The organism is Sedimentimonas flavescens (assembly GCF_025154035.1).
GTDB classification, from domain to species: Bacteria; Pseudomonadota; Alphaproteobacteria; order Rhodobacterales; family Rhodobacteraceae; genus Rhodobacter; species Rhodobacter flavescens.
Genome location: NZ_JAOALJ010000005.1, coordinates 34,427 through 51,253, shown reverse-complemented (window position 1 = coordinate 51,253; position 16,827 = coordinate 34,427). Strand labels below are relative to the sequence as shown.

The window sequence follows — 16,827 nt, the reverse complement described above, 5'->3', positions numbered from 1 at the left end:
ATTGACGCCTCAGGCCGAGGCATGGAACGACCGCCCGAGGTCGGCAGGCGCAGCCTGCGCCCCGCGGCGGTGAATGGCGGACAGGATGACCAGCACGACGATGGTGATGACGTAGGGCGCCATCGACAGCAGGTGCACTGGAATGGCGTAACCGGCCGCTTGCAGCTGCAACTGCAAGGCGGTGATCCCGCCGAAGAGATAGGCGCCGATCAGCACGCGCTCGGCCCGCCAGCTGGCGAAAACGACGATGGCAAGCGCGATCCAGCCGGCGCCGGCGGTCATGCCCTCGGTCCATTGCGGCACGCGCACAAGGCTGAGGTAAGCGCCGCCAAGGCCCGCAAGCGCGCCGCCAAAGGCGAGCGCCGCGACGCGCACCGCGATGACGCGGTAGCCAAGCGCATGGGCGGCATCGTGGCTTTCGCCCACCGCGCGCAGGATCAACCCGGCGCGGGTAAAGCGCAAAAAGGCCCAGGTCACGGCGACAAGGATCAACGAGGCATAGACCACCCAGTCATGCGAGAAGAGAACCGGCCCGATCACCGGAATCTCGGCGAGCGGGCCGAAGGGCACCTTGCCGGTCGAGGGCGGGCGCACGCCCTCATACCCCTTGCCGAAGAGCGCCGAGAGGCCCAACCCAAACAGCGTCAGCGCAAGACCGGTTGCCGTCTGGTTCGACAGCAGCACCTGCGTGAGAATGGCAAACAGCAGCGCCATCAGCGCCCCGGCCACCGCCCCGGCCAGGAAACCCGCGACCGGGCTGCCGGTGGTGACCGCGACGGCGAAACCCGCCATCGCGCCCATGATCATCATGCCCTCGACACCGAGGTTGAGCACGCCCGCCTTCTCGGCGATCAGCTCACCCGTCGCGGCCAGCAGGACCGGAGTCGAGGCCGCCATCAGCGTGGCGGTCAGAACGATGATGTCGATACCACCCAGGGTCATGCGCGGGCCCTCCCGATGCGGATACGGTAGTTGGTCAGCACATCAAAGCCCAAGAGGAAAAACAGCAGCATCCCCTGGAAGACCTGGATCGCCGCGCCGGGCAGGCCAAGCATCATCTGCGCCATGTCGCCGCCGATATAGGTCAGTGCCATCAGCAGGCCCGCGAGAAGGATGCCGAGCGGGTGCAGGCGCCCAAGGAATGCCACGATGATCGCGGTAAAGCCATAGCCCGCGTTGAACCCGTCGGTGATCTGGCCGCTTGGCCCGGACACCTCGAACAGCCCCGCCAGACCCGCGAGCGCCCCGGAAAGCCCGAGGCAGAACATCACCAGCCGCGCGGGCACGACACCGGCAAAGCGCGCGGCGCGCGGAGCCTCGCCCGCGACGCGGATGCGGAAGCCCGCGATATGGCGGTGCATCAGGATATAGGCTCCGATCACCGCGATCAGCGCTGCCAGCACGCCCCAATGCGCGCCGGTGCCTGCGAACAGCTCGGGGTTATGCGCGGAGGGGTATTGCTGAAGGTTGCGCGATCCGGGAAAGCCGAAACCCTGCGGGTTCTTCAGCGGGCCGAAGGCCGCATAGGCCAGAAGGTTCTGCGCCACATAGACCAGCATCAGCGAGACGAGGATCTCGGAGGTGTTGAACACGACCTTCAGCACCGCCGGGATCATCCCCCACAGCCAGCCGCCAAGCGCGCCCGCCACGATCATCGCCGGGAACAGCAGGTGCGATTCCGCCGGGTAGGCCGCCAGCGCGACCGAGGCGCCGCAGATCGCGCCGATGATATACTGCCCCTCGGCGCCGATGTTCCAGATACCCGCGCGAAAGCCTACCGCCAGACCCGAGGCGATCAGGATCAGGGGCCCCGCCTTGACCAGCAACTGGCCCCGGAAATAGGCCGCGTTCGGGCCGAACAGCGGATCCCAGAAGATCATGCGGATCGCCTGCGCGGGGTCCTTACCGAGGGCTGCGAACATCAGCCCGCCGACGATCATCGTGGCCAAAACGGCAAGGAGCGGCGTGGTGTAGGACCAGCCGCGCGAGGGCGTGGGCCGTTTGACAAGGGTGATCATAGCGCGGCCTCCTGCATCCCGTGGGCGCCGCCCAGCATCAGCCCGATCTCGTCCAGCGTCAGCCCTTCGGTGTCGCGCGGCGCGCTCAGGCGCCCTTCGTTCAGTGCGCAGAACCGGTCCGCGATTTCCATCAGCTCATCTAGGTCCTGGCTGATCACGATGACCGCCGCGCCCTTGCTGGCCAGATCCAGCAGCGCCTGCCGGATGGAGGCCGCCGCGGCGGCATCCACGCCCCAGGTCGGCTGGTTCACGATCAGCACTTCGGGGTATTGCAGCACCTCGCGGCCGATGACGAATTTTTGCAGGTTCCCGCCCGAAAGCGCGCGCGCGGCCACATGCGGGCCAGGCGTGCGCACATCGAAATTCTTGATGATCTCTTCGGCAAAAAGCCGCGCGGCCTTCATGTCCAGAAAGCCCCTGTTGGTCAGCGGGCGGCGGACGGTGCCGGTCAGCAGGGCGTTGTCGGTCAGGCTCATGGCCGGGACCGCTGCATGGCCGAGGCGCTCTTCGGGGGCACCTTGCAGGCCAAGGCGACGGCGGTCGTTTGGCCCGAGGTCCGAGATATCCTGCCCGTGCAACAAGACCGTTCCGGGGGCCGAGACACGCTCGCCCGACAGGGTTGCCAGCAGCTCCTCCTGGCCGTTACCGGCCACGCCGCCCACGCCCAGAACCTCGCCCGCGCGGAGGCTGAGCGTTACTTTCTTCAGCGCGGGGCCGAATTGCGACATCGGCGCGAGGTCGAGATCCTTCACCTCGAAAATGGTGTGGCCAAGGGTGCGTTGCGAGCGGTCGGTGGCCTTGAACTCTCCGCCCACCATCATCTCGGCCAGTTCGCGCGCGGTCTTTTCGCGTGGCGTGCAGCTGGCCACGACCTTGCCGCCGCGCAGGATGGTCGCGCCGTCGCACAGGCTGCGGATCTCTTCGAGCTTGTGGCTGATATAAAGGATCGCGGTCCCTTCCGACGACAGCTTGCGCAGCGTATGGAACAGGATCTCGACCTCCTGCGGGGTCAGGACCGAGGTCGGCTCGTCCATGATCAAAAGCTTGGGGTCTTGCAGCAGGCAGCGGATGATCTCGACCCGCTGACGCTCGCCCGCCGACAGGTCGCCCACGAGGCGTTCAGGGTCGAGCGGCAGGCCATAGGCGTTGGAGATCTCGCGGATGCGCTTGGCCAAATCGCCCATAGGCGGCGGGTTTTCCATGCCAAGCGCGACGTTCTCGGCCACGTTCAGAGCCTCGAAGAGCGAGAAATGCTGGAAAACCATCGCCACCCCCGAGGCCCGCGCGGCGCGCGGCTCGGCCGGGGTGTAGGGCTTGCCCATCAGGTGCATCGTGCCCGCATCGGGTTTGACGAGGCCGTAGATCATCTTGACCAGCGTCGATTTGCCCGCGCCATTCTCGCCCAGAAGCGCATGCACCTCGCCCGGCGCGACCGAAAAGCCGACGCCATCATTGGCGACAACACCGGGATAGGCCTTGGTCAGCCCCTCGATCTGTAGCAGTTTGTCCCCTGTCACCCGGCGCGATCCTTCTTGTGGTTGGCCCTTTGGGCTCTGGTGGCGCTCAGCTCTCTGAGTAGCGCGGCCCCGACCCCAATCGCAATGGCTTGCGGGTGTTTACCCAAAGTCGGATCGCCTATTGGACAGGCAATGCGCGAAATCTGTGCGTCGGAATGTCCCAGCAAGCTCAGACGTTTGCGAAAGCGCGCCCATTTCGTGGCCGAGCCGATCAGCCCGCAGCTGGCAAAGCCGTGGTCCAGCAGGCGGTGGCACAACTCAAGGTCGAGCGCGTGCGAATAGGTCAGGATCAGGTGATGGGCATCGCGCGGCGCCAGAGAAACCAGATGCGCGGGGTTTTCCGCGATCATCTGGGTGACGCCATGCGGCAAGGCAGGAAAGCGGTCGGCCCCGGTATCAAGCCAGCTTAGCGCCAGATCCGGTAGCGGGGCGAGTGTGCCGACGACCGCGCGCCCGACATGCCCCGCACCCCAGACCCAGAGCGTCTGGCGCGCGGGGGCGACCGGCTCGATCAGCCAGCCCTCGACCAGCAGGGGCGGCGCCTCGCCCCGGTCGCGGGCACGTGCAAGGGCGCGGTGCACGGCCAGCGGCATCTCGGAGGCGTTGCCCAGAGGGCGCGTGTGATGGGTGCCCTTGATCCGCGTGATGCTGTCCGCATCCATCGCCTCATAGGCCAGGGTGACCGATCCACCGCAGCACTGCCCCATCGCGGGGCCAAGCGGAATACGCTCAAGCCGCGCCGCCGGATTGGCGCGGGCGCGGGCGATCGCCTCGAATTCCAGTTGCCCGCCGCCGATCGTGCCCTCGGTCCGGTCGGGCCACACAAGCATCTCGGCCCCGGCCTCGCGCGGGGTCGAACCCTGAACGGCCACCACCAGAACCCGCACGAAGGGGCCGTGGCTGGCGGCGCGCGCCAAATATGCGGGGTCAAGGCTCATGCATCGCCCCGCGCGCGATGGACGGCGGCCAGCACGGCCTCGGGCGTGGCGGGGGCACGCAGGTCGGGCCAATGCGGGCCGCAGGCGGCGCAGGCATCGTTCAGCGCCAGAAAGGCCGAGATCCCGTGCATGAAAGGCGGCTCACCCACGGCTTTCGAGCGGAAGATCGTCTCTTCACGGTTCGGCGCGTCCCAAAGGCGCACGTTGAAGATGCGCGGCCGGTCAGAGCAGGCCGGGATCTTGTAGGTCGAGGGCGCATGGGTCGTCAGGGCGCCACGGTCATTCCAGACCAGTTCCTCGGTCGTCAGCCAGCCCGCGCCCTGCACGAACGCGCCCTCGATCTGGCCGATGTCGAGCGCGGGGTTCAGCGAGGCCCCCGCGTCATGCACGATGTCGCAGCGCAGGATGCGGTTCTCGCCGGTCAGCGTGTCTATGGCGACCTCGGTCACCGCCGCGCCATAGGCGAAGTAGAAAAACGGCCGCCCCTGTCCTTTGACGCGATCCCAACTGATCCTGGGCGTCGCGTAGAACCCGGTCGAGGACAGGCTGACGCGGGCCAGATAGGCCTCTTTGGCGATCTGCTCGAAGGCGAAACTGCGGGTGCCCGCGCGCACCTCGCCCGCTTCAAAGGTGATCTCGGAGGCTGAGCAACCCTCGCGCGCGCCGAGGAAATCGACCAGCCGCGCCCGGATTGCCTCGCAGGCGGCCTTGACCGCCATGCCGTTCATATCCGCGCCGGACGAGGCCGCCGTGGCCGAGGTGTTGGGCACTTTCGATGTGTCGGTTGCGGTGATGCGCACCCGTTCGGCCTCTACGCCAAAGACCCGCGCGGCGACCTGACAGCATTTTTGGTGCAGGCCCTGACCCATCTCGGTGCCGCCGTGGTTGATGCTGATCGAGCCGTCCGAATAGAGGTGGACCAGCGCCCCCGCCTGGTTCAGGTGGGTCAGCGTGAACGAGATCCCGAACTTGACCGGGCTTAGCGCAATCCCGCGCTTGATGGTTCGATTATTGCTGTTCCAGGCGTCGATCTCCGCGCGTCTTGCGGTGTAATCGGCGGATTTCTCCAACTCGGTCATCAGTTCGGGCAGGATGCAATCCTCAACCGGCTGGCCGTAATGTGTGCTCTGGAACGGTGCCTCGGCGCGGTAGAGGTTACGTCGGCGCAACTCGAGCGGATCAAGCCCGCTGACCTGCGCCAGATGCTCCATTGCGCGCTCGACCCCCAAGATCCCCTGCGGGCCGCCAAAGCCGCGAAAGGCGGTGTTGGACTGGGTGTTGGTGCGCAGCCGGTGGCTTTCGACCCGCAGCGCGGGAATGAAATAGGCGTTGTCCGAATGCAGCATGGCGCGATCGCAGACCGGCAGGCTGAGATCGGGCGACCAGCCGCAACGGCCCAGTTGCACGAAATCGGCACCGAGCACGCGGCCCTCGGCGTCGGCGCCGATCCGGTAGTGGATTCGGAAGTCGTGGCGCTTGCCGGTGATGACCATGTCGTCGTCGCGGTCGTAGCGCATCTTGCAGGGCCGTCCGGTCAGTCGCGCGGCCACCGCACAGGCGATGGCGAGGTGGCTGCCCTGGCTCTCCTTGCCGCCAAAGCCGCCGCCCATGCGCCGCATCTCGACGCGGACATCGTGCATGTGCAGGCCAAGCGCCTCGGCGACCTTGTGCTGGATCTCGGTCGGATGCTGGCTTGAGCAATGGATGATCATGCCCTCATCGGCCGGCAGGGCGAGGGCGGCCTGACCCTCAAGGTAGAAATGCTCTTGCCCGCCGACCTCAAGGGTGCCCTCGGCGATATGGGTGGCTTGGGCGAGGGCGGTTTCAGCGTCGCCGCGTGCCCAGATGACGGGGCCGTTCTCAAAGCGGCTGCCGGCGGCGAGCGCCTCGTCGAGGGTCAGGATCGCAGGGCGGGGCGTATAGCTGACGCGCGCCTTGCGCGCCGCGATGCGGGCCGCGCGATGCGAGTTGGCGATCACCAGAAAGATCGGCTGGCCGATGTAATGCACCTCGCCCTCGGCCAGCACGGGTTCGGGCTGCGGCGCGGGCGAGGCATCGTTGGCGAAGGGCAGATCGGACGCGCAGAGCACATGCAGCACGCCGGGGCTTTGCCGCACCGGGTCCAGATCGAGCGCGTCGATCGTGGCACTGGCCTCGGTCGACAGGCCAAAGGCCAGATGCAGCGTGCCCTCGGGCGTCGGGATGTCATCAAGGTAGCGCGCTTGGCCGGTGACATGCAGGCGGGCGGAATCGTGGGGCTGCGAGGCGCTCATGCCGAGACCTCCAGTACCGAGGTTGCCTCGCCCGAGGCCTCGCGCAGATAGCGCAGTGCCATGGCGCGGGCGGCCTCGCGCCGGTAGGCGGCGGAGGCGCGCATGTCGCTGAGCGGTGCGAAATCCGCATCAAGCGCGGGCAGGGCGGCTAGGATCGTCTCTTCGGTGAAGGGCTGGCCGAGCAGAGCGGCCTCAAAGCCCGCTGCCCGTTTCGGGATGCCCGCCATGCCGCCAAAGGCCACACGGGCACTTTCAATTTTCGAACTATTTATGGTGACATTGAAGCAGCCACAGACCGCAGAAATATCCTGATCGAACCTTTTTGAGAGTTTGTAGCAGGCCAGATCCGGGGCGCTCTTGGGCACCGTGACGGCCTCGACAAACTCACCCGGCTGGCGATCTTGTTTGCGGTAGTCGAGGAAGAATTCCTCCAGCGCGATCTCGCGCCGTGTATCCCCGCGCCGCAGGGTCAGTGTCGCGCCCATGGCGATCAGCGCGGGCGGGGCATCGCCGATGGGCGAGCCATTGGCGATATTGCCGCCAATGGTGGCGGCTTGGCGCACCTGCTCGGAGGCGAAGCGGCGCAACAGGGCGGCCAGCGCGGGGTGCGGCCCCTCAGCCCAGGTCCGCAGGGCGGCGATGCTTGCGCCTGCGCCGATGCGATAGCCCGCCTCGGTCTCGGTGATCTCTTGCAGATCGGTGCAATGGCCGAGGAAGGCGACCTTGGGCAGGCTGCGCAATTGCTTGGTTACCCAGAGCCCGACATCGGTCGCCCCGGCGATCAGCGTGCCATCGGGATTGGCGAGATACCAGGCGGCAAGGTCATCGGCGCTTTGCGGCAGGACGGCGCCGGGTAAATCGGCGGCGGGCGGCACGTCGTGCATCCAGTCGGGCACGGGGGCGTTCTGCGCGGCAACAGCGGCGCGAATGATCGGCGCATAGCCCGTGCAGCGGCACAGGTTGCCCGCCAATATATCGTCATGGTCGGTGCGCCCGTTGCAATGCGCCGCCGCCAGCGAGGCCACGATGCCCGGCGTGCAGAACCCGCATTGCGAGCCGTGATGCTCGATCATCGCGCTTTGCACCGGGTGCAGCGCACCTTCGGGCGAGGCGATGCCCTCGATCGTGCGCAGCGCCTTGCCGGCCAGTTGCGGCATCATCATCAGGCAGGCATTGAGCGCGCGCGCACCGCCCGCGTCGGTGACGATCACGGTGCAGGCGCCGCAGTCGCCCTCGTTGCAGCCCTCCTTGGTGCCGGTCAGGCCTTGCGCCCGCAGCCAGTCCAGAACGCTCTGCGTCGGGTCCGTGATCCGCGCGGTCCGGGTTTCTCCGTTCAGAAGAAACGAGATATCCATGCGTTTATCCGCCGCGTTACCAGATTGCGCGTTCCCCCGCTCGATGCGGCGTAGAGCGGGGCATTGATCAGCAAAACCCAAGGTTGGCGTTGTGGCAAGTGTTTTGGCGCAACCCGCTGCGCGCATTTTGATCCGATGATCAAGTAATGGGCAGTGGCCGGGGCGCATTGGGCTGGCGTGACCACCTTTTGCCGCGCTATGAGTTTGGCATGTCCGCACCTCGATTCATCCACCTGCGCGTTCACACCGAGTATTCGCTGCTTGAGGGGGCCGTACCCGTCAAGAAGCTGATCAAGATGTGCGATGCGGCCAAGATGCCAGCGGTCGCCGTCACCGACTCGAATGCGATGTTCGCGGCGCTTGAGTTTTCGGTGCTGGCGCAGGGGGCGGGGTTGCAGCCGATCGTGGGCTGCCAGGTCTCGATCGCATATGACCCCGCGCAGCCCGGCGAAAAGCCGCGGATGCCCGCGCCGCTTGTGCTGCTGGCGCAGTCCGAGGCGGGTTATGAGAACCTGATGAAGCTCAGCTCCTGCCTTTACGTGGATAAGGGCGGGCAGTTGCCGCAGGTCGCGCTCGATGAACTGGCCGCGCATTCCGAGGGGCTGATTTGCCTGACCGGCGGGGCCGAGGGGCCGGTGGGCAAGCTCATTCAGGCCGGGCAAGCGGGCAAGGCGCGTCTGCTGATGGAGCGTCTGGCCGCGACCTTCCCCAACCGTCTTTACGTCGAATTGCAGCGCCATCCCGGCGAGGGCGGCCGCCTGACCGAGGGCGAGCGCGCGACCGAGCGCCCCTTTGTCGAGATGGCCTATGACCTCGGCCTGCCGCTGGTTGCCACCAACGATGTCTATTTCCCCAGGGCCGAGATGTTCGAGGCGCATGATGCCCTGATCTGCATCGCCGAGGGCGCCTATGTCGATCAGATCGAGCCACGCCGCCGCCTGACCCCGCAGCACTATTTCAAATCCGAAGCCGAGATGTGCGCGCTTTTCGCGGACCTGCCCGAGGCGCTTGAAAACACGGTCGAGATCGCCCGCCGCTGCGCCTTTGCCGCTTACAAGCGCAAGCCGATCCTGCCGCGTTTCGCCGATGACGAGGTCGAGGAACTGCGCCGCCAGGCCTGGGACGGGCTCCGCGCGCGCCTTGAGGTGATCCCCCATGCCGTCTCGGTCGCGGAATACGAGGCGCGGCTGGAGTTCGAATTGGGCATCATCGAGGGGATGGGTTTCCCCGGCTACTTCCTGATCGTTGCCGACTTTATCAAATGGGCCAAGGATCACGACATCCCGGTCGGACCGGGGCGGGGCTCGGGCGCGGGTTCGCTGGTGGCCTATGCGCTGACCATCACCGACCTTGACCCGCTGCGCTATTCGCTTCTGTTCGAACGCTTCCTGAACCCCGAGCGTGTCTCGATGCCGGACTTCGACATCGACTTCTGCATGGATCGCCGCGAAGAGGTGATCCGCTACGTGCAGGACCGGTATGGCCGCGACAAGGTGGGGCAGATCATCACCTTCGGCGCGCTTCTGTCCAAGGCGGCGGTGCGCGACGTGGGGCGCGTGTTGCAGATGTCCTACGGGCAGGTGGACAAGCTCTCGAAGATGATCCCGGTCGAGGGGGTCAAGCCCGTCAGCATCGAGAAGGCGCTGGCCGACGAGCCGCGCCTGCGCGAGGCCGCGCGCAACGAAGAGGTGGTCAAGCGCCTTCTGGATTACGCGCAGCAGGTCGAGGGGCTGTTGCGTAACGCCTCGACCCACGCGGCGGGCGTGGTGATCGGGGACAGGCCGCTCGATGCGCTGGTGCCGCTCTACCAGGACCCGCGCTCGGACATGCCCGCGACCCAGTTCAACATGAAATGGGTCGAGCAGGCGGGTTTGGTGAAGTTCGACTTCCTCGGCCTCAAGACGCTGACGGTGATCCAGTCGGCGATGAACCTGATCTTCAAATCGGGCCGCCCGCTGCATGTCGATCCGGCGGGCAACCGGCTTTACGAGCCCGCCGAGGGCGCCGCGAACCTGATCAACGCCATTCCGCTTGATGACGAAAAGACCTACCGGCTTTACGCCGATGCGCGCACGGTCGCGGTGTTCCAGGTGGAATCCGAGGGCATGAAATCGGCCCTGCGCCAGATGAAGCCCACCTGTATCGAAGATATCGTCGCGCTTGTGGCGCTCTATCGTCCCGGCCCGATGGAGAACATCCCAACCTATTGTGAGGTCAAGCACGGGCTGAAGCCGCTGACCTCACTCCACCCCACGATCGACCCGATCCTGGCCGAGACGCAGGGCATCATCGTTTATCAGGAACAGGTGATGCAGATCGCGCAGGTCATGGCGGGCTATACGCTTGGCGGCGCCGACCTGCTGCGCCGTGCGATGGGTAAGAAGATCGCCGAAGAGATGGCGAAAGAGCGCCCCAAGTTCGTCGAGGGCGCCAAGAAGACCCACAATGTCGATGAGAAGAAGGCCGGCGAGGTCTTCGACCTGCTCGAGAAATTCGCCAACTACGGCTTCAACAAGTCGCACGCGGCGGCCTATGCGGTGGTGTCCTATTACACCGCCTGGCTGAAGGCGAACCACCCCGTCGAGTTCATGGGCGGGGTGATGAACTGCGATATTCACCTGACCGACAAGCTTGCGATATACGCGCAGGAGGTGAAGAAGGAACTTGCCGCCGAGATCGTGCCGCCCTGCGTGAACCGCTCGCTTGCGACTTTCGATGTGGTGGATCAAAAGCTGGTCTATGCGCTCGGCGCACTCAAGAACGTCGGCGTCGAGGCGATGCAGCTGATCGTCGAGGCACGGGGTGAGCGCCCCTTCCGAGAGCTGAGCGATTTTGCCCGTCGCGTGGATATGAAGCGAGTGGGCAAGCGCCCCTTGGAGATGCTGGCGCGGGCCGGGGCGTTCGATCAGCTCGATCCGAACCGCAAGCGGGTGTTCAGCAGTCTCGACAGCCTCGTGCAATGGTCGGCGGCAGTGGCCGAGGCCAAGGGCTCGGCGCAGGTGTCGCTGTTTGGTGAGGCCGGGGACGATCTGCCGCCGCCGCGTCTGGCCGATACCGACGACTGGCTGCCGGGCGAGCGTCTGGCCGAAGAGCATAAGGCCATCGGCTTCTACCTCTCGGGCCATCCGCTTGAGGATTACATGCCCGCGCTCAAGCGCAAGAAGATCATGACGCTGGAAGAGGTGCAGGCCAAGGCGGTGAACGGGCCGTTCTTTGCCAAGATCGCGGGCGAGGTCGCTTCGGTCCGCGAGAAGAAATCGGCCAAGGGGAACCGTTTCGCCTTTGTCGCGCTGTCAGATGTGTCGGGGCCCTACGAGGCCACGTTCTTCTCTGACGCGCTGGAGGCCGCGCGTGGAGTGCTTGAGCCCGGTCGGTTGGTCGTGCTGAGCGTCAAGGTTGAGGTTGAGGGCGAAAGCGTGCGGATGCTGGCGCAGACCGCGACCGCCGTTGATACCGTGACGGCGGATGCGGGCGGCGCGGGGCTGATGATCCATCTCGACACGGCCGAGGCGGTGGCCTCGATTGCATCGCTGCTTGAGCGGGTCGAGGCCGAGGGCAAGGTGCGCGGGCGCGGTCCGATCAGCTTCACCGTCTTCGACCCCGAGCGCGGCTGCCGCTACATGCTGAGCGCCGGGCGCGATTTCCCGGTCAATCCGCAGGTGAAGGGCGCGATCCGCGCGCTGCGGGGCGTTGCGATGGTCGAAGAGGTGTAAGGGGCTCTGCCCCGCCGAGGCCTTGCCTCGGCCCCCCGGGATATTTTTTCCACATTGAAGGGTCAGCGGGCGAGTTTGCCCGCCAGAAGCCGCGCGACCGCCACGGCAAGCAGGATGCGCGCGGCGTGGTGGGCGGTGACATAGACGATGCTCATTTGCAGTGAGAGCGCGATCAGCGACATCTCGGTCAGTCCGCCGGGGGCGAAGGCCAGGAAGACCGCGGCCGGGGGTTCGCCGACGAAGCCCGCGAGGCTGAAGGCGCAGATGATTGCGAGCGTGATCGACAGCGCCGTCGATAGCCCCGCAAGCCGGATCGCAAGCCAGAAGCGGCCGAGCGGCATGCCCGCGAAGCGCACCCCGAGCGAGGTGCCGATCACGAGTTGCGTGGCATTCACCAGCCAGTTCGGCGGGCTGCCCTGTGCCAGTCCCGTCAGATGCACGATGGCCGAGACGAGGATCGGGCCGGTGACCATCCCGCCGGGCAGTTTGAGGCGCCAGCCAAGCAGCCCGCCCACGACCCCTGCGCCGATTAGCCAGGGCAGGTCGGCCAGCATCATGGCGGTGCGGGTCAGGGTGGCGCCGCCCGCCGAGCCGACCGCATGGCCGGTCATTACCGTGAAGAAGATCGGCACGCAGACGATGGTTACGATCAGCCGCAGGAATTGCAGCATCGTCAGCATGGCAGTATCGCCGCCCATTTCCTCGCCCATCTGCACCGCTTCGATCAGCCCGCCCGGTGCTGTGCCAAAGAACGCCGTGACGGGGTCGATCTGGCCCGTCGCGCGCACGGCGCGGAAACTGATGATATGCGCCACGGGAATGAAGACCGCGATGGCGAGGAGCGAGGGCCACCAGCCGCGCGTTTCGTCCAGAATCGCCGGGGTGAAGGTGCCGCCGATGGCGACGCCGATGATCGGGATGAAGATCATCCGCAGCATCATCGGGAACTGCACCGGATGCCCGAGCGGCTTCCAGCGCCCGAGCGCCGCGGCCGCCACCGCCAGGAGCGGGCCAAGCAGCATCGGCAGCGGCAAGTGGATCGCCTGGCCGATCAGCCCGCCCGCCAGCCCGAGGGCCAGCGTCAACCCGAGTGTGGGCAGGTGGATCTGTTCAGAGATGAAGCGCATGTCCGCCGGGCGTCCTGTTCGCGCCAAGACTTACAGCACCGGCACGAAAGGACAAGCTCGCTTACCAATGCGGCGGTTTCTGGTCGGCCAGCGGGATCTGCCCGCCCGAGGCATATTCGCGCTCGGCTTCGCGCTCCATCAAGAGGCCGACCTTGCGGCTCAGCCGCTCGATCTCGATCGTCTGGCGGGCGACGATGTCCGAGAGTTCCTCGACCGTGCGCGCCAGATGCGCGAGTTCTTCCTCCGCGCGGTCCATCCTGTCCTGCATCGCCCTGTTCCCCCTGCCATCCTTGGCTTGCCGCGCCGCGGCCCTTCCGCTACACCCTCGCGCGAGATGCAACAAGGTGCAAGCCGGAGTGGACCCATGGCCAAGGACAAAGCCCCCCGCCGTCCCCGCGCTGAAACCCCCAAGGGTTTCCGCGACTATTTCGGGGCGGAGGTGACCGAGCGGGCAGAGATGCTCGCCACGATTGCCGAGGTCTACCGGGCCCATGGGTTCGATCCGCTTGAGACGAGCGCGGTCGAGACGGTCGAGGCGCTTGGCAAATTCCTGCCCGACGTCGATCGCCCGAACGAGGGCGTCTTTGCCTGGCAGGACGAGGGCGGCGACTGGCTGGCGCTGCGCTATGACATGACGGCGCCGCTGGCTCGCGTGGCCGCGCAGTTCCGCAACGATCTGCCCGCGCCTTATCGGCGCTATACGATGGGGCCGGTGTGGCGCAACGAAAAGCCCGGTCCGGGGCGTTTTCGCCAGTTCTACCAATGCGATGCCGATACGGTGGGCGCGCCCTCGGTCGCGGCGGATGCGGAGATCTGCGGGATGCTTGCCGATGCGCTGGAGGCCGTGGGCATTCCGCGCGGCGATTACATCGTGCGCGTCAACAACCGCAAGGTTCTGAACGGCGTGATGGAGGTTGCGGGCGTTCTGGACCCGACCGACCCCGAGAAATTCGCCCATGAGCGCGGCATCGTGCTGCGCGCCATCGACAAGTTCGACAAGTTCGGCGAGGCGGGCGTGCGCCTGCTGATGGGCAAGGGCCGGATGGACGAGTCGGGCGACTTCACCAAGGGCGCGGGCCTGTCGGACGAACAGGCCGATGTCGTCATGGGCTTCATGGAGGCCAAGCGCGACACCGGAGCCGAGACCGTCGCGCGTCTGCGCGAGCTGGTCGCGGGATCGGCACTTGGCGCCGAGGGCGTCGATGAATTGGAACTGATCGCCTCGCTTCTCGACAGCCAGGGCTATGGCCCCGACCGCATCGTGATCGACCCTTCGGTCGTGCGGGGTCTGGGCTACTACACCGGCCCGGTGTTCGAGGCCGAGCTGACCTTTGAAATCCTCGACGAGAAGGGCCGCAAGCGGCAGTTCGGCTCGGTCGCGGGCGGCGGGCGCTATGACGATCTGGTCAAGCGCTTCACCGGGCAGGCGGTGCCGGCGACGGGCGTCTCGATCGGTGTTGACCGGCTTCTTTCGGCGCTGCGGGCCAAGGGCCGCATCGGGGGCGTCGCCAAGGGGCCGGTCGTCGTGACGGTGATGGACCGCGACCGGATGGGTGATTACCTTGGTATGGCCTCCGAGTTGCGCCGTGCGGGTGTCCGTGCCGAGGTCTACCTCGGCAACCCCAAGAACTTCGGCAACCAGCTCAAATACGCCGACAAGCGCGAAAGCCCGGTGGCCATCATTCAGGGCACTGACGAGGCCGCGCGCGGCGTCGTGCAGATCAAGGATCTGGTGCTTGGGGCCAAGATCGCGGCCTCGGCCAGCCTTGAAGAGTGGAAAGAACAGCCCGCGCAGGTCGAGGTGACCCGTGCCGATATGGTCTCCACCGTCAAGAAGATGTTGGGGGCGTAATGGCCAGCAAAGCCGCAGCCCGCGCCACCGGCGAGCGCTACCTGGCCGCTTTCCGCGCGGCGGGTGCCGTCGAGATTGCGCCCGACCTCCTGCAACCGGCCGAGGCGCTTCTGGACCTGTATGGCGAGGATATTCGCGCCCGCGCCTATGTCACCGCCGACCCGCTGCGTGGCGAGATCATGCTGCGCCCGGACTTTACCGTCCCGGTCGTGCAGGAGCACATGGCCAACGGTGCCGAGCCCGCGCGCTATTGCTATCTGGGCGAGGTCTTCCGCAAGCAGGATCACCGCGGCGCCTCCCGCGTTTCGGAATATAATCAGGTCGGCTACGAGGTCTTTGATCGCGCCGATCCCGAGGCCGCCGATGCCGAGGTCTTCGCCCTGATCGCGGGCGCTTTGGCGCCGCTGGCGCTGAACGCGACCATTGGCGACATCGGTATCCTCAGCGCGGCGGTTGAAGGGCTCGACACGATCCCCGAGCGCAAGGCGGCGCTGGCGCGGCACATCTGGCGCCCGCAGCGCTTTCACAAGCTGATGGCGCGCTATGCGGGCCTCGTGCCCGCGCCCGAGACCCGCGCAGCGGTTCTGGCCGGTGGCCGCTCTGACGCGCCCTGGATCGGAATGCGCGCGCCTGCCGAGATGGAAGAGCGCATCGCGCGGCTGACCCGCGACGCCGAGGCCGCGCCGATTGCCACGGCGGATGTGGCGCGGCTCGATGCGCTCTTTGCCCTGCGCTGCCCGGCTATCGAGGCGCCCGCGCGGCTTCGTGCGCTGGACCTGCCCGCCATCGAGGCGGCGACCGAGCGGCTCGAACGTCGCCTGTCGGCGCTCGACAAGCGTGGGGTGGATCTGTCTGCGCTGACCTTCGACGCGAGCCACGGTCGCACCACGATGGAATATTACGACGGCTTCGTCTTCACGCTGTCGGCCGCCGATCCCGCGCTGCCCCCCGTGGCCTCGGGCGGGCGCTATGATGCGCTGACCCGTGTCTTGGGGCAGGGGCGCGAGATCCCCGCCGTGGGCGGCGTGATCCGCCCCGGACTGGTCGCCGATCTGGAGGGGCTGGCATGACGATCAAGCTGGGCGTGCCCTCCAAGGGCCGGTTGATGGAAAAGACCTTCGAGTGGTTTGCCGAACGTGGCATCACCCTGCGCCGCACCGGGTCCGAGCGCGAATATGCCGGTGCCGTGGACGGCGCCGAGGGGGTGGAACTCGTGCTGCTGTCGGCGGGAGAGATCCCGCGCGAGCTGGCTGCCGGGCGCATCCATATGGGCGTCACCGGGTCCGACCTTGTGCGCGACAAGCTGGCCGACTGGGAAACCCAGGTGGCCGAGCTTGCGCCGATGGGCTTTGGCCATGCCGATCTGATCATTGCCGTGCCGACCTGCTGGGCGGATGTCGACACGCTGGAGGATCTGGACGCCGCGGCGCATGCTTACCGCGCCGCGCATGGATTCCGCCTGCGCATCGCCACCAAATACCACCGCCTTGTGCGCGAGTTCCTGACCCGCGAGGGCGTGGCCGACTATCAGCTGGTCGATAGTCAGGGCGCGACCGAGGGGACGGTGAAGAACCTCACCGCCGAGGCGATCGCCGATATTACCTCGTCGGGCGAGACGCTGCGCGCCAACCACCTCAAGATCCTCTCGGACGGGCTGATCCACCAGAGCCAGGCGACACTGTTCGCCGCGCGGGCTGCCGACTGGCAGGGGCAAGAGGCGGCGCTGACCGCGCTTGCCGCGCAGCTTGGCGTTGCGCCGCCACGGCTCTGATCCCGCCATCTTCGAGTGCGAGACCATCTCGGCCCCGGACGCTTGGCGCCGCGCGTCAGGCCCATCGTGATAGTGTCGGCACCCCCTAGGTCGCGCAAATGCGCGAGAAGATGGCCGATTTCGCGATTCGTATCGTTGCCCTTGTGGCGACCGAAGGCATCGCCCGATTACCAAGGGTTTCTGCGTGGTGTCGCGTCTTGATACTCTGCACGAAATAGTCAACCCGGTCCCCTCGCGCGTCGCGACTGCTTGCACCAACCCGC

At 66.6% G+C, this 16,827-nt stretch carries 12 protein-coding genes; 4 read left to right on the top strand and 8 right to left on the bottom strand.

Features of this window, described 5'->3' with window-relative positions:
* Positions 1-9 precede the first annotated feature (9 nt).
* The 6 genes from N3C64_RS10265 to N3C64_RS10240 are packed head-to-tail and all read right to left on the bottom strand — an operon-like array spanning position 10 to position 8,101.
* Entirely contained in the window at positions 10-942 is a 933-nt protein-coding gene (locus N3C64_RS10265) for an ABC transporter permease (protein ID WP_218630823.1), read from the bottom strand.
* Positions 939-2,018 carry an ABC transporter permease gene (locus tag N3C64_RS10260; protein ID WP_218630822.1) on the bottom strand — a complete coding sequence of 360 codons (1,080 nt, stop codon included), beginning with the start codon at positions 2,016-2,018 and terminating at the stop codon, positions 939-941. The genes N3C64_RS10265 and N3C64_RS10260 overlap by 4 nt, the downstream gene beginning before the upstream one ends.
* Positions 2,015-3,535, bottom strand: coding sequence for an ABC transporter ATP-binding protein (locus N3C64_RS10255; protein ID WP_260014263.1), 1,521 nt, complete (start codon positions 3,533-3,535; stop codon positions 2,015-2,017). Before N3C64_RS10255 ends, N3C64_RS10260 begins: the two co-directional genes overlap by 4 nt.
* Entirely contained in the window at positions 3,532-4,473 is a 942-nt protein-coding gene (gene xdhC, locus N3C64_RS10250) for a xanthine dehydrogenase accessory protein XdhC (RefSeq protein WP_260014261.1), read from the bottom strand. The genes N3C64_RS10255 and xdhC overlap by 4 nt, the downstream gene beginning before the upstream one ends.
* On the bottom strand, positions 4,470-6,746 hold the full coding sequence (gene xdhB, locus N3C64_RS10245; RefSeq protein WP_260014258.1) for a xanthine dehydrogenase molybdopterin binding subunit: 2,277 nt from the start codon (positions 6,744-6,746) through the stop codon (positions 4,470-4,472). The genes xdhC and xdhB overlap by 4 nt, the downstream gene beginning before the upstream one ends.
* On the bottom strand, positions 6,743-8,101 hold the full coding sequence (locus N3C64_RS10240) for a xanthine dehydrogenase small subunit (protein WP_260014256.1): 1,359 nt from the start codon (positions 8,099-8,101) through the stop codon (positions 6,743-6,745). Before N3C64_RS10240 ends, xdhB begins: the two co-directional genes overlap by 4 nt.
* Before the next feature lie 209 nt (positions 8,102-8,310).
* Between N3C64_RS10240 and dnaE the strand changes: the two genes are divergently transcribed.
* Entirely contained in the window at positions 8,311-11,814 is a 3,504-nt protein-coding gene (gene dnaE, locus N3C64_RS10235) for a DNA polymerase III subunit alpha (RefSeq protein WP_260014253.1), read from the top strand.
* A gap of 62 nt (positions 11,815-11,876) precedes the next feature.
* Here dnaE and N3C64_RS10230 read toward each other — a convergent pair whose 3' ends face one another.
* Together N3C64_RS10230 and N3C64_RS10225 are read right to left on the bottom strand one after the other, a co-directional pair.
* A complete protein-coding gene (locus N3C64_RS10230; RefSeq protein ID WP_260014252.1) occupies positions 11,877-12,941 on the bottom strand; it encodes an AbrB family protein in 1,065 nt (354 codons plus the stop codon).
* 61 nt (positions 12,942-13,002) lie between these two features.
* Positions 13,003-13,209: a SlyX family protein gene (locus N3C64_RS10225; RefSeq protein ID WP_218630815.1), complete on the bottom strand. Its 207-nt coding sequence runs from the start codon at positions 13,207-13,209 to the stop codon at positions 13,003-13,005.
* A gap of 96 nt (positions 13,210-13,305) precedes the next feature.
* On the opposite strand from N3C64_RS10225, the gene hisS reads away from it, so the two are divergent.
* From hisS to hisG, 3 genes are read left to right on the top strand one after another with little or no spacing between them, the layout of a single operon-like run.
* Positions 13,306-14,793 (top strand): histidine--tRNA ligase, encoded by a 1,488-nt coding sequence (hisS, locus tag N3C64_RS10220; protein ID WP_260014251.1) that lies wholly within the window; start codon positions 13,306-13,308, stop codon positions 14,791-14,793.
* Entirely contained in the window at positions 14,793-15,863 is a 1,071-nt protein-coding gene (locus N3C64_RS10215) for an ATP phosphoribosyltransferase regulatory subunit (RefSeq protein WP_260014250.1), read from the top strand. The genes hisS and N3C64_RS10215 overlap by 1 nt, the downstream gene beginning before the upstream one ends.
* Positions 15,860-16,564: an ATP phosphoribosyltransferase gene (gene hisG / locus N3C64_RS10210; protein WP_260014249.1), complete on the top strand. Its 705-nt coding sequence runs from the start codon at positions 15,860-15,862 to the stop codon at positions 16,562-16,564. The genes N3C64_RS10215 and hisG overlap by 4 nt, the downstream gene beginning before the upstream one ends.
* The last annotated feature ends 263 nt before the right edge of the window (positions 16,565-16,827 follow it).